This is a genomic window from Streptomyces sp. TG1A-8 (assembly GCF_030499535.1).
Classification (GTDB): Bacteria; Actinomycetota; Actinomycetes; order Streptomycetales; family Streptomycetaceae; genus Streptomyces.
In genome coordinates, this window is the sequence record NZ_JASTLB010000001.1 from 582,008 (window position 1) to 594,521 (window position 12,514).

At 73.6% G+C, this 12,514-nt stretch carries 11 protein-coding genes; 5 read left to right on the plus strand and 6 right to left on the minus strand.

What is annotated here, in order from left to right; translation table 11 throughout:
• The first annotated feature begins 178 nt into the window (after positions 1-178).
• Positions 179-1,480, plus strand: coding sequence for a lipopolysaccharide biosynthesis protein RfbH (gene rfbH, locus QQY24_RS02675; RefSeq protein ID WP_301971036.1), 1,302 nt, complete (start codon positions 179-181; stop codon positions 1,478-1,480).
• 122 nt (positions 1,481-1,602) lie between these two features.
• Here rfbH and QQY24_RS02680 read toward each other — a convergent pair whose 3' ends face one another.
• Both QQY24_RS02680 and QQY24_RS02685 read right to left on the minus strand, forming a co-directional pair.
• Positions 1,603-2,829: a macrolide family glycosyltransferase gene (locus QQY24_RS02680; protein WP_301971037.1), complete on the minus strand. Its 1,227-nt coding sequence runs from the start codon at positions 2,827-2,829 to the stop codon at positions 1,603-1,605.
• 71 nt (positions 2,830-2,900) lie between these two features.
• On the minus strand, positions 2,901-3,506 hold the full coding sequence (locus QQY24_RS02685; RefSeq protein WP_301971038.1) for a dTDP-4-dehydrorhamnose 3,5-epimerase family protein: 606 nt from the start codon (positions 3,504-3,506) through the stop codon (positions 2,901-2,903).
• 223 nt (positions 3,507-3,729) lie between these two features.
• Here QQY24_RS02685 and QQY24_RS02690 point away from each other — a divergent pair, with 223 nt between their 5' ends.
• Entirely contained in the window at positions 3,730-4,737 is a 1,008-nt protein-coding gene (locus QQY24_RS02690) for an NAD(P)-dependent oxidoreductase (RefSeq protein WP_301971039.1), read from the plus strand.
• Here the strand turns inward: QQY24_RS02690 and QQY24_RS02695 are convergent.
• The 4 genes from QQY24_RS02695 to QQY24_RS02710 form a co-directional block, all read right to left on the minus strand.
• Positions 4,703-5,491 (minus strand): AfsR/SARP family transcriptional regulator, encoded by a 789-nt coding sequence (locus QQY24_RS02695; protein WP_301971040.1) that lies wholly within the window; start codon positions 5,489-5,491, stop codon positions 4,703-4,705. The two genes, QQY24_RS02690 and QQY24_RS02695, sit on opposite strands and share 35 nt — an antisense overlap.
• Positions 5,485-6,489: a dTDP-glucose 4,6-dehydratase gene (gene rfbB, locus QQY24_RS02700; protein WP_301971041.1), complete on the minus strand. Its 1,005-nt coding sequence runs from the start codon at positions 6,487-6,489 to the stop codon at positions 5,485-5,487. The genes QQY24_RS02695 and rfbB overlap by 7 nt, the downstream gene beginning before the upstream one ends.
• A gap of 104 nt (positions 6,490-6,593) precedes the next feature.
• A complete protein-coding gene (locus QQY24_RS02705) occupies positions 6,594-7,841 on the minus strand; it encodes an activator-dependent family glycosyltransferase (RefSeq protein ID WP_301971042.1) in 1,248 nt (415 codons plus the stop codon).
• A gap of 46 nt (positions 7,842-7,887) precedes the next feature.
• Entirely contained in the window at positions 7,888-8,100 is a 213-nt protein-coding gene (locus tag QQY24_RS02710) for a ferredoxin (RefSeq protein WP_301971043.1), read from the minus strand.
• A 433-nt stretch (positions 8,101-8,533) separates the two neighbouring features.
• Between QQY24_RS02710 and QQY24_RS02715 the strand changes: the two genes are divergently transcribed.
• The 3 genes from QQY24_RS02715 (at position 8,534) to QQY24_RS02725 (ending at position 12,432) form a co-directional block, all read left to right on the plus strand.
• Complete coding sequence (locus QQY24_RS02715) at positions 8,534-9,754, plus strand: cytochrome P450 (RefSeq protein ID WP_301971044.1); 1,221 nt, start codon at positions 8,534-8,536, stop codon at positions 9,752-9,754.
• A gap of 88 nt (positions 9,755-9,842) precedes the next feature.
• Positions 9,843-11,063 carry a cytochrome P450 gene (locus QQY24_RS02720; RefSeq protein WP_301971045.1) on the plus strand — a complete coding sequence of 407 codons (1,221 nt, stop codon included), beginning with the start codon at positions 9,843-9,845 and terminating at the stop codon, positions 11,061-11,063.
• A 4-nt stretch (positions 11,064-11,067) separates the two neighbouring features.
• Positions 11,068-12,432 carry an acyltransferase gene (locus QQY24_RS02725; RefSeq protein WP_301971046.1) on the plus strand — a complete coding sequence of 455 codons (1,365 nt, stop codon included), beginning with the start codon at positions 11,068-11,070 and terminating at the stop codon, positions 12,430-12,432.
• Positions 12,433-12,514: the final 82 nt, after the last annotated feature.

Here is a 12,514-nt window from a genome sequence, read left to right on the forward strand (position 1 = left end):
GGGCCGCCGCGGGGGCTTTTTGGTGGATCCCTAGTCTTGCCCGCCCGCGCTGGCCCGCGGCCCGTCCCGCGTGCTGGGCTGGAGTCCCCGATCGATCGATTCGGGCGTGGGGACGCTTCGGCCGCGGGCCTGAGGTACGGCTCGCCCCCCACTGGCACACACAGGAGGCCGTCAGCCGATGGGGAACGACAAGACCGAGATCCTCGACCTGGTCCGCGAGTACCACCGCAACAACGCCTCCTCCGGGTTCGTTCCGGGCGTCACGCCGGTCCTGGCCTCCGGTGCCGTGCTCACGGAGGACGACCGGGTGGCCCTGGTGGAGGCGGCCCTGGACATGCGGATCGCCGCGGGCGTCAGCTCGCGCAGGCTGGAGCGGGCGCTGGCCAAGTACTTCGGCCTGCGCAAGGCGCACCTGACGAACTCCGGCTCGTCCGCCAACCTCCTGGCGCTCAGCTCCCTGACCTCACCGCAGCTGGGCGACGACCGGCTGGTGCCGGGCGACGAGGTGATCACCGCCGCGGCCGGCTTCCCCACGACGGTCAACCCCATCCTGCAGAACGGTCTCGTGCCGGTCTTCGCCGACATCGAACTGGGCACCTACAACGTCTCGCTGGAGAGCGTCGAGCGGGCGATCGGACCGAACACCCGGGCCATCATGATGGCGCACGCCCTGGGCAATCCGTTCCAGGTCGCGGAGATCGCCGAACTCGCGCAGGACCAGGGCCTGTTCCTCATCGAGGACAACTGCGACGCGCTGGGCAGCACCTACCGGGGGCAGTTGACCGGCACCTTCGGGGACCTGGCCACCGAGAGCTTCTACCCGGCCCACCACATCACCATGGGCGAGGGCGGCTGCGTGCTGACCGACAACATGATCCTGGCCAGGATCGTGGAGTCCATGCGGGACTGGGGCCGCGACTGCTGGTGCGAGCCCGGCGAGGACAACCGGTGCTTCAAGCGGTTCGAGCACCAGATGGGCTCCCTGCCCCAGGGCTACGACCACAAGTACATCTTCTCGCACGTCGGGTACAACCTGAAGTCGACCGACGTCTCCGCCGCCCTGGGACTGCAGCAGCTCGGCCGCATCGACGAGTTCGGCGCGGCGCGGCGCCACAACTGGACGCGGCTGCGCGAGAACCTGGACGGGCTGCCGCACCTGGTGCTGCCGGAGGCCACCCCGGGCAGCGATCCGAGCTGGTTCGGGTTCGCCATCACGGTGCGGCCCGACGCGCCGTTCGAGCCGGGCGCGCTCATCGACCACCTGGAGTCCAGCAAGGTCGCCACCCGCCGCTTCTTCGCCGGCAACCTCACCCGCCACCCGGCCTACGAGGACCGCCAGTTCCGGGTGAGCGGCACGCTGGCCAACAGCGACATCACCACCGAGCGCACGTTCTGGATCGGTGTCTACCCCGGTCTGACGGACGAGATGATCGACCACAGCATCAGCACGATCAGCGAGTACGTGACGCTCCCCCACTGACCCCGCCCGCCCCGCCCCGCCGGCCCCGGCCGGCGGGACCCACCCGGGACGCGTGCGGGTCCCCTCCGGTCCCCCCGGCCGCGACCGGAGGGGACCGCTCGTGCCCCGGCGGGCGCTCCGGGTCAGCCGGCCGCGGCGGGTGCCGCGGATCGCAGCCCGGCCCAGGTCTCCAGCAGGTCGGCGGCGCGCACGGCCCCGCCCGCGGCGCGCACGGCGTCCCGCATCCCGGCGCGCGCGGCCGGTCCGGCGGGGTCCGCCAGCAGGTCCGTCACGGTCCGCCTCAGCCGCTGCGCGGTCAGCCCCCGCCGGGACAGGCAGCGTCCCACCCCGCACTCCTGGAGGCGGTTCGCGCTCAGGGCGAGTTCGTGCGCGCGGGGCAGGGCGACGACGGGGGTTCCGTAGGCGAAGGCCTCCATGAGGCTGCCCATGCCCGCGTGGCAGACGAAGACGTCCGCGTGCGGCAGCACGGCCGGATGCGGCAGCCAGGGGTGGGCCTCGACGTGGGCGGGCAGCGGGCCCAGCGCGGCCGGGTCGCTGCCCCGGCCGAGGGTCATCACGACGTGCCACCGGTCCGGCGCGAACGCCTCGGCGCACATGCGGAAGAAGTCGCCGCGGTCCGTGGACTCGGTTCCCAGGGAGACCAGGGCGACGCGCCGGCCGTCGGACGGGGGCGTCCAGGTGCCGGGGGCCGGCTCGGCGAACGTCGGCCCCACGAAGGCGAACCGGTCGTCGAAGCCGTCGCCCCCGATCTGGAAGGCGCGCGGCAGGAACACCAGGTTGCGGTCGTCCCACTGGGCGCCGTAGCGGCCCATCTCCTCCAGGCCGATGCCGTGCTCGCCCATGAACCCGATCAGCGCCTCGGCGCCGGCGATCATCAGCGGGTGGCCGGGGTCCCACATCTGCGCGCGCAGCGAGAACGTCTCGTTGGCCGCGTGGCTCGGGCTGACCTGGACGGAGACCGCGTCCAGCCGCCGGGCCAGGACGCGGGCGGGGGCGACCGTCTCGAAGTCGTAGAGGACCACGTCCGGCGGGTCCTGCGCGAAGGCGGCCCGGGCCACCGGGAAGACGGTGCGCACGGTGTCGAGCAGCAGCTCGTAGCCGTCGCGGGCGAGCTGCTCCGGTGTGGGGTCCGCCGCGCGGTAGAACGCGCCGCGCGCCGAGGTGTAGGTGACGGCGCGGGCGCCGGCCTCCTCGACGGTGGCGGCGAACCGTTCGTCGACGACGTAGGTGACGCGGTGGCCGCGGGCGCGCAGTTCGCGGGTGACGCCCAGGGTGGGGCCGATGTGGCCGAAGTCGGCGAAGAGCAGCAGGGCGAAGTGTCGGGTGGGTTCGGCGGTGCCGGACGGCATCGGCTCTCCTCAGGGTGGCGGTGCCGGCCGGGCGGGTGCCGGCCGGCGTGCGGCGGTGGCCCCCCGGGGCTTCAGCGGGACGCGCGCAGTGCCGCGTAGTGGGCCAGGCAGTCCTCGTAGCGGGCCAGCAGCCCGGTCCGCCGGGCCTCGGCGACGGAGATGGCCGAGGAGTCCTTGTCCGACATCAGGGGCGCGTCCGCCAGCCCCCAGGGCAGGTCGAGATCGGCGTCGAAGGGGTTGATGTCCACCTGCGTGCCGGGCACGAACTCGGTGGAGCACAGGTACGACACGCAGGTGTCGTCGGTCAGGGCCAGGAAGCCGTGGACGAGCCCCTCGGAGACGAACAGGACCTCCCCGGACTCGCCGTCCAGCCAGTTCACCTCGTGCACGCCCCAGGTCGGCGAGCCGACGCGCAGGTCGACGACGATGTCGAGGACCGCTCCGCGCACGACGGACACCACCTTGGCCTGGCCCGGGGGCAGCAGCGTGCCGTGCAGGCCGCGCAGGGTGTGCCTGCGGGACACCGAGTAGTTGACCTGGGCGACGGGCACGGGCCTGCCGATCTCCTCGGCCAGCCGGTCGCCGCGGAACGCCTCGTAGAAGCAGCCCCGCACGTCACGGATCTTGTGTGGGGTGATGTGGTACGCGTCCGGCACCGCCGTCTCTCGAACCTTCATGGTGGCCCCACCCTAGGACCCGTACTTCGAGGCCGCCCACGGCTGCGGTCGAGGCCCGGTCCAGGACGGGTACAGGCCCGCTCCGGCGCCGCTCGCGGGCCGGTCCGGTCGGACGGGCCTGGACCGATCCTGGAACACCGGCTGTCACAGTGGACGCCTGCCCGCACGGCGGGCCGGGCAATTCGGACGGGTGCGCCGCGCGTGCGTCCGGGAGGAGAGAGGCATGAGGGACGTCGGTGCGCGGGAGCTGCCGGGCGGAGCCTGCGGCCGGGCGATGGTTCTCGGGGCGACCGGTTTCGTCGGCCGGCACGTGGGCGCCGCCCTGGAGGCCGCCGGTCACGAGGTCGTCGCCGTGGCCCGCAGTCCCCTGAAGACACCGGCCTCCTGGCGGTTCTTCGCCCTGGACCTCGTGCACGGCGGCCTGGACGCGCTGACCGACCTGCTCGTCGCACAGCGGCCCACGGTGGTCGTCAACGCGGCCGGCGAGGTGTGGTCCTCGTCGGCCGACGCCATGCGCCTGAGCAACCAGCTACTGGTGGACCGGCTGCTGGCCGCGCTCGCCGCGGCCGGGTCCCGGGCCCGGCTGGTGCACCTCGGATCGGTCCACGAGTACGCGCCGCAGCCCTCGGGCGTGTGGCTCACCGAGGCCTCGCCGACGGAGCCGACCACGGACTACGGGCGGTCCAAGCTGGTGAGCACGCGGGCGGTGCTGGGCGCCGCCCGGGCGGGAGAGGCGGACGCGGTCGTCCTGCGGCTGTCGAACGTCATCGGCGCCGGTACGCCGTCGGCCAGCCTGCTGGGCCAGGTGGCCGGTCAGCTGCTCGCCGCGTCCGCCGAGGAGGTCGCGCAGGTGCGGGTCTCGCCGCTGCGCAGCAGCCGTGACTTCGTCGACGCCAAGGACGTGGCCCGGGCCGTGGTCGCGGCGACGCGGGCGCCGGAGGCGGCCGGGCGGGTGCTGAACATCGCGAGCGGCACCTCGCAGCACGTGCGGGACATGGTCGATCTGCTGATCTCGGTCAGCGGCCGGCGGGCGCGGCTGGTGGAGCGGGCCGGCACGGGGGTGCGTCCGGTGACCGACACCCACTGGATGGGGGTGGACGTCTCGGCCGCCCGGCAGGTGCTCGGCTGGACCCCGCTCCGCACGCCCCGGGACATGGTGCGCGACCTGTGGGGGGCGGCGGAGCGGGGCGCGGCCGTCAGCGCGGCAGCAGTCCCAGGTCGGCGAGGCTGATCTGGTCGGTCAGCACGTGCTGGCGGATGCGCTGCAGGCCGGGCGAGGGGTCGAGGCCGAGTTCGTCGCGCAGCCTCTCCCGGAGCCGCTGGTAGACCTGGAGCGCCTCGCTGCGCCGGCCGCACCGCTGCAGGGCGATGATCAGGGTGCCCTGGAACCACTCGTGCAGCGGGTGGGCGCAGGCCAGCTCCTTCAGCTCGCCGACCAGCTGCCGGTGCCGGCCGAGCCGCAGATCGGCCTCGATGCGCAGCTCGCGGGCCTGCAGGTGCAGTTCCTCCAGGAGCAGGGCGTGTCCCTGCAGGGCCGGCCCCTGCGGGACGTCGGCGAAGGGCGGTCCGTCCCACAGGGCGAGCGCGCGGCCGAGCAGGTCAGCGGCCGTGGCGTGGTCGCCGGCGGCCAGGGCGGCCCGGCCCTTGGTGGTCAGCGTCGTGAACTCCGCCGCGTCGCACTCGCCGTGCTCGACGTTCAGCAGGTACCCCTGGGGGCGGGTGATCAGCGGGCCGCCGTCCGCCGGGCCGCGGCCGTCGCCCTGCAGGGTCTTGCGCAGCTGGTAGGCGTAGGTCTGCACGACGCCGGTCGCGCTGCGCGGCGGCCGCTCGGGCCACAGCTCCTCGACGAACGCCGTGACCGGCACGAAGGTGTTGCGGCGTGCCAGCAGCAGGGCCAGGGTCTGCCGCACCTTGGGGGCGGTCGGGGTGAGGTCGTGACCGCCGGGGGTCATGCGCACCGTTCCGAGGACGTGCCAGGTCAGCACGGTGCGTCCTCCTCGGGACCGGGGTGGGCCGGGGTGCGGGCCCACACGTCCCGGTTGTCCCGGTACCAAGCGACGGTCTCGGCGAGTCCCTCGGTGAAGTCCTTCTGCGGCTTGTAGCCCAGCTCCACGTGCGCCTTGCGCCAGTCCACGGAGTAGCGCCGGTCGTGGCCCTTGCGGTCGGTGACGTACTCGACGCTGTCCCAGGTGGCGCCGCAGGCCTCCAGCAGCAGGCCGGTGAGGCGGCGGTTGTCCAGTTCGGTGCCGCCGCCGATGTTGTAGACCTCCCCGGCGCGGCCCGCGGTGCGGACGAGCTCGACGGCGCGGACGTGGTCGTCCACGTGCAGCCAGTCGCGGACGTTGAGGCCGTCGCCGTAGAGGGGCACCGTCCCGCCGTCCAGCAGGCGGGTGACGAACAACGGGATGATCTTCTCCGGGAACTGGTGCGGCCCGTAGTTGTTGGAGCAGCGGGTGATGCGCACGTCGAGGCCGTGCGAGCGGTGGTAGGCGAGGGCCGTCAGGTCGCTGGAGGCCTTGGACGCCGCGTACGGGGAGTTGGGGTTCAGGGGCTGCTCCTCCGAGCACGACCCGGTCGGGATCGAGCCGTAGACCTCGTCGGTGGAGACGTGGACGAAGGTGCCGACGCCGTGTTCGAGGGCGCCGTCCAGCAGGGTCTGGGTGCCCAGGACGTTGGTGCGGACGAACTCCGCGGCGCTGGCCAGGGAGCGGTCGACGTGCGACTCGGCGGCGAAGTGCACCACCTGGTCGTGCTCGGCCATGAGCCGTGCGACGGTGGGCGCGTCGCAGATGTCGCCGACGACGAGGCGGAAGCGCGGGGAGTCCCGGACGGCGTCGAGGTTGGCCGGGTTGGCCGCGTAGGTGAAGGCGTCCAGGACGGTGACGGTGACGTCGTCGGGGCCGGCGGGGCCGAGCAGCGTACGGACGTAGTGGGACCCGATGAAGCCGGCACCGCCGGTCACCAGGATACGCGTGGGACTCATCGTGGGTGCGGCGCGTCACCGGTCGGGCCGAGCGGGCGCCGTCCTCCTTCCTCGGACGGGTGGTGCGGTGGGTGGAGCGGTCGTGGGCGGGGCCGGTGGCGGGATCAGAGGTCGGCGACGAGGCGTTCCAGTTCCGGGACGAGGTCGTGCGGGCTGGGCATGGCCGCGGACTCCTCGCGGAGCTTGCGCGCCGCGGCCGTGTAGGAGGGATCTTCCAGCAGGCGGCGCGTCAGGTCCGCGACCCTGTCCGGGTCGGCCTCGCTGTGGTGCAGGTACAGCCCCGCCCCGGCGTCCTGCAGGGACCGGCCGCGCAGCTCCTGGTCGGCGACGTGGGTCGACAGGGCCAGCTGGGGGACGGCGTTGACGAGCGCGGTGGAGAAGGTGCCCCAGCCGCCGTGGTGGACGACGGCGGCGCAGGAGGGCAGCAGGGTGCTCAGCGCGACCCCGCTGACGGCCCTGACGCCCGCGGGCAGATCGCCGAGCCGCTCGACCTGTTCGGGCATGAGGGCGGCGACGAGGTCCACGTCGAGGCGGGCGAGCGAACGCAGGATCTCCTCGACGGGCACGTAGTCGCCGCCGTAGGCCTCGGTGTTGGTGCGGCCGAGGGTGACGCAGACCCGGGGGCGCCGGGGCTCCTCGCGCAGCCAGTCCCACTGGACGGCGGGGCCGTTGTAGGGCACGTACCGCATGGACATCTCGCGCAGCGCGCTCGGCGGGCGCAGGCTCGGCGGCAGGGTGTCGATGGTGAACTGGCCGTTGATCAGCTCTTCGTCGCAGTGGACGCCGTAGGGCCGCCCGCGTTCGCCGAGCCATTCGGCGAGGGGGTCGCGGCGGACGGACCCGGGCACGTCCCGGGCGAGTTCGGTGAAGGTGCCGCGTGCCTGGCCGTAGACGTCGGCGCACCACAGCAGGCGGGCGTGCGCGGCGCCGCAGGCGCGGGCCGCGATGCCGCCCGCGTAGGCGATGGGGTCCCGTACGACGAGGTCGGGCCGGAAGTCGCGGGCGAGGGTCACCAGGTCGTCCAGCAGGGGGTCGTTGTAGCGGGCGAACCCCCAGGGGACGCTGATCTCGTAGCGGGCCAGCAGGCTGTCGAAGTCGACGTCGCCGTAGCCGAGGCGGCTCCAGTTGGCGACGTCCGCGTCCTGGGAGTCGCGGGCCACCGCCATGTCCTGGTGTAGCCCGGGGTCGCTGCCCACCGGGGCGGCGACCAGGCCCGCGCCGGTGACGGCGTCCGTCAGCGAGGGCGCGTTGGCCATCAGCACCTCGTGGCCGGCCGCCGTCAGCGCCCAGGCCAGGGGCACCATCGTGAAGACGTGCGACTTCTCCGGCAGGCCGGCGAACAGGACGCGCATGGGTTGCTCTTTCGTCGGACGGTCGTGGTGGTGGCGGGGGCCGCCGTCAGCCGCGCGCGGGCGGGTCCTCGCGTACGGAGATGGCGCCGAGCGGGCAGGACTCGCTCGCCTCCCGCACCGCCTCGCGCTGGCTGTCGTCGGGGCGCTCGACCAGCAGGACGGCCAGGCCGTCCTCGATCCGCTGGTCGAAGACCTGCGGGGCGATCAGCGCGCACTGGCCCGCGCCGATGCACCTGCCGTGGTCGATCGCGATGTCCATGCGGGTCCTCCACGAGCTGGTCGGGCCGGCGCGGATGGCCGGAGCGGGACCATCTTGCGGGGCCGTGCCCCGTTGCGGCCGGCCGCGGGGGACGGTCTGGGGTTTCCTCCAGACATTGGCGCGCACGCGCGGGCACCGACGAGGACGCGCCGCCGCCGGCCGCCGTGGCCGGAAGGCCGTACAGACGCGGTGAATCCCTAAACTGTGCCCTCTCCCCTGGCCGTTCGCCGCGCCGCCGTGCTGGAGTGGCCCGCGAACGGCGGTCGGCGGGCGCGGTGCCCAACCAGTGGCCCCACCGTTCGTCCGGGTCCGGCGGGCCGGCCGGCGGGTGCGGCCCGCACCGGTACGACGCCCCCGCGCGGACCCCTCGCCGACTGCGGCCCACGGCATCCACGGATGCACCAAGCGCGTGACACGTGAAAGGGGAATCCGGGTGGCGCGACAAGGCACTCCGGACGTGCTCGACCCGGCACCCGTGGCGGACGCCGCCGGCCGTGCCCCCACGGTGGCTCCCGACGGCGGGGCCACGCTGCTGCGGTGGGCGGCGCGGATGCGGGCCGAGCAGCCCGCCTGGCGGGACGACGCCGGCAACGTGCACGTCTTCCGGCACGCGGACGTCCAGCGGATCCTGGCGGACCCGGCGGTCTTCTCCTCGGACACGGTGGGCCGCCTGTCGGGCGGTGAGCGGCAGGCGCCGCGCGGCACGCTGCTGCTGCTCGACCCGCCGATGCACGGCAAGATGCGGCGCCTGGTCAGCAAGGCCTTCACGCCGGGGCTGATCGCGGGCCTGGAGCCGTGGATCACCGAGCTGACCGGGGGACTGCTCGACCGGGCCCCGGCGGACCGGTTCGACCTGGTCGACACCCTGGCGAACCCGCTGCCGGTGACGGTCATCGCCCGGATGCTGGGCGTGCCGACCGCCGACCGGGACCTCTTCCAGGGCTGGGCGGACCAGTTGCTGTCCACCGACCCGGAGGACCCGGAGAGCGTGCGGCGCATGGAGGAGACCGCGGTCACGATCTCCTCCTACCTCCAGGGCTTCATCGAGGACCGGCGCAGCCGGCCGCAGAGCGACCTGCTGGGCACGCTGGTGGCGGCCGAGCTGGACGGGGAGCGGCTGGAGGACGAGGACATCACCAGCTTCGCCACCCTGCTGCTGCTCGCCGGGCACATCACCACCTCGGTGCTGCTCGGCAACACGCTCATGTGCCTGGACGGCGACGAGGAGCTGTTCGCGCGGGTCCGGCAGGATCGCTCGCTGATCCCCGCCGTGCTGGAGGAGACGCTGCGGCTGCGCCCGCCGTTCACCCGGATCGAACGGGTCACCACCGAGGACACGACCCTCGCCGGTCTGGACGTGGCGGCCAACACGCTGGTGCACCTGTGGCTGCTGTCCGCCAACCGCGACGAGACGGTCTTCGAGGCCCCGGACGCGTTCCGGCCGGAGCGGACCAACGCCCGGCAGGCGGCCTTCGGGCACGGCATCCACTACTGCATCGGCGCACCGCTGGCCCGGCTGGAGGGCCGGATCGCGCTGGAGGCGCTGCTCGACCGGTACACGCGCATCGGGGTGGACCCCGAGGCCCGGCTCTCCTGGCACGGCACCAACGTCTTCGGCGCGCGCCACCTGCCCCTGTGCGTGGAGCGGGCCTGACCGGACGCGGCAGCGCCCCGCTCCCGTCCTCGCCTCCGCCTTCCCTCTTCCCCGCTGCCCCGCTGCCCCGCTTTCCAACGGAGTCACCATGAAGACCAGGCCCGACCCCGCCGTGATCCCCACCGACCGCGGCAGGTGCCCCTTCGACCCGCCGGCCGAGTACGCCCGGCTGCGCACGGAGGAACCGGTCAGCCCCGTCACCTTCCAGGTGGCGCCGAAGGATCCCTCCGGGTGGCTGGTGACCCGGCACGACCTGGTGCGGCAGATCCTGTCGGACGACCGTTTCAGCCACCGCAACGAGCTGCTCGCGCACGTGGTCGCCCCGCCGTTCCCGATGGCGGAGTACGCCCCGCAGCCCTCTCCGCCGGGTTCCTTCGCCAAGATGGACGCCCCCGAGCACACCAAGTACCGCAGGCTGCTGGCGGGCCACTTCACGCTGCGCCGGATCCAGCAGTTCGAGCCGGAGCTGCGGAGCATCGTGGACGGCGCGCTGGAGGAGATGGCGGCCAAGGGCTCGCCGGTGGACCTGGTGAGCGCGTTCGCCGAGGTGGTCAGCCTCCGTTCGGTGTGCTCGCTCATGGACGTCTCGCCGGAGCTGATGGACGGCATCGCCGAGCACTTCGCCGCGCTGATGACGCTGACGTACACGCTGGAGGAGTTCATCCACCACGTGGAGTCGATGGACGCGCTCATCCGGCCGATGGTGCGCGAGCGGATGGCCGAGCAGGGCGACGACTTCTTCGGCCGGCTGTCGGCCACCGGCGAGCTGACCGAGGAGGAGCTGGTCAACCTGGCGGTGCTCACGCTGGGCGGCTCGCTGGACACCACCCCGAACATGCTCGCGCTGAGCACCTTCGCCCTGCTGGAGCACCCGGACCAGCTGGCGCTGCTGCGCGAGCGGCCGGAGCTGTACGAGGAGGGCGCGGTGGACGAGCTGCTGCGGTACCTGACCATCTCGCAGCTCGGCTCCAGCAGGTGTGCCCTGGAGGACGTCGAGATCGGCGGGCGCACGGTCAGGGCCGGGCAGACGGTGGTGCTGTCCCTGCCGGCCGCCAACCGGGACCCGGAGGTCTTCGAGGACCCCGACCGGCTGGACGTCACCCGGGTCCCGCGCAAGCACCTGGCCCTCGGTTTCGGCGCGCACCAGTGCCTGGGCCAGCACCTGGCCCGGGCGAGCCTCAGGATCGGGCTGGGCCGGCTGTTCGACCGGTTCCCCACGCTGCGGCTGGCCGAGCCCGCCCAGGAGGTCCCGCTGCGGGACCGCGCCGTGCACTACGGCGTGGACCGGCTGCTCGTGGGCTGGGACTGAGGCCGTGCACAGACAGCGGGCCCGGAGCGTGCGCACGGCCGTGGACAGCCGGGCCGACAGCGTCCACACGGTGCGGACCGGGCACGCCGGCGGCGACCGGGTCCGGCTCAGCGGCTTCGACCTGCTGACCGGACCGTGGTACATCCCCCTGACGTTCTTCTACCGCAAGACGCTGGACGCCGAGGCACTGCGGGACTCGCTGGCGCGCACGCTGCGGCACTACCCCGTGCTGGCCGGGCGCCTCAGGCGCGACGCGGACGGCGGTCTGAGCGTGGTCTGCGACGACGCCGGGGTGCGCTTCACCGAGGCGTGGAGCCCGGACGCGATGGGCGACTTCGGCCACGACCTGCGCAGCGAACCCGTGGCCGGGAATCTGGTGCGCGAGGTCACCGCCTTCGGCGTGGTCGACCGGGACACCCCGCTGCTGAAGATCCGGCTGACGCAGATGCGCGGCGGCGGCTCCGTGCTGGCGGTGATGATCAACCACACCCTGGCCGACGGGGCCAGCGCCCTGTCCTTCCTGCAGAACTGGTCCCACGAGCACCTCGGCCTGCCCTGGGAGAAGCCGAACCACGCGCGGGAGGTGCTGGACTCGCTCGGGCGGCCCTCCCCCAGCGCGGCGGTGCGCGAGGGCCGGGCACTCGTCACCGTCGGCCGCCTCCGCCGCCTGGCCGCCACGGCCCGCCTGGCGGCCAGGCGCCTGACCACGGTGACGACCCGGTTCCACGCGGCGGAACTCGCCGCGATGAAGGAGGACGCCCGCGCCTCGCTGCCCGGGTCCGGCGCCTGGGTGTCCACCAACGACACGCTCACGGCCCACCTGTGGCGGGTCTACGGACAGCTGCGGGAACGCCCGGCGGACGCGCCCGAGTGGCTGGGACTCGTCGTCGGCGCCCGCACCCGGCTGGGCGGGGAGCTGCCCGCCGGCTACTGGGGCAACTGCGTCAGCAGCAGCTGGACGTCGACCACCGCCGCCGCGCTGCGCACCGCCTCCCTCGGCGCGCTCGCGCTGGGCGTGCGGCGGTGCCTGGAGAGCACCACGGAGGACAAGCTGCGCGACGAGATCGCCTTCCTCAACTCGTTGCGCCGCAAAGGGATCTCCCGGCGCGTGATGTCCGCCCGGGCGCACGACGCGTTCGACGCGTCGCTGTCGGTGAACAACTGGTCGCGGTTCCCGCTCTACGGCGTCGACCTGGGCGGCGGCCGGCCCTTCTGGTACGAGTTCCCCGACGTCCCGGTGCCCACGGTGCACATCACGCCCACGCCCGACGAGGACGGCGGCCGCGACGTGTACCTGTGCCTGCTGGAGGAGCACGCGGGCGAACTGGCGGGCCCCGGCTGGCAGGCACGGCTGCATCCGTTCCGCTAGCCGAAGCGGCAAGACGTGACCTGGATGTTGCGCGAAATTTTCGGTCTGTGCGATCTTCGGCCTTGGCCTGGGCCAAAATGGC

Bases quoted from the DNA above. Each gene is read 5' to 3' on its own strand.
- QQY24_RS02710 (WP_301971043.1), bottom strand. From the start codon at position 8,100: ATGGACATCGCGATCGACCACGGCAGGTGCATCGGCGCGGGCCAGTGC.
- QQY24_RS02720 (WP_301971045.1), top strand. From the start codon at position 9,843: ATGAAGACCAGGCCCGACCCCGCCGTGATCCCCACCGACCGCGGCAGG.
- rfbB (WP_301971041.1), bottom strand. From the start codon at position 6,489: ATGAGTCCCACGCGTATCCTGGTGACCGGCGGTGCCGGCTTCATCGGG.
- QQY24_RS02705 (WP_301971042.1), bottom strand. From the start codon at position 7,841: ATGCGCGTCCTGTTCGCCGGCCTGCCGGAGAAGTCGCACGTCTTCACG.
- QQY24_RS02685 (WP_301971038.1), bottom strand. From the start codon at position 3,506: ATGAAGGTTCGAGAGACGGCGGTGCCGGACGCGTACCACATCACCCCA.
- QQY24_RS02680 (WP_301971037.1), bottom strand. From the start codon at position 2,829: ATGCCGTCCGGCACCGCCGAACCCACCCGACACTTCGCCCTGCTGCTC.
- rfbH (WP_301971036.1), top strand. From the start codon at position 179: ATGGGGAACGACAAGACCGAGATCCTCGACCTGGTCCGCGAGTACCAC.
- QQY24_RS02690 (WP_301971039.1), top strand. From the start codon at position 3,730: ATGAGGGACGTCGGTGCGCGGGAGCTGCCGGGCGGAGCCTGCGGCCGG.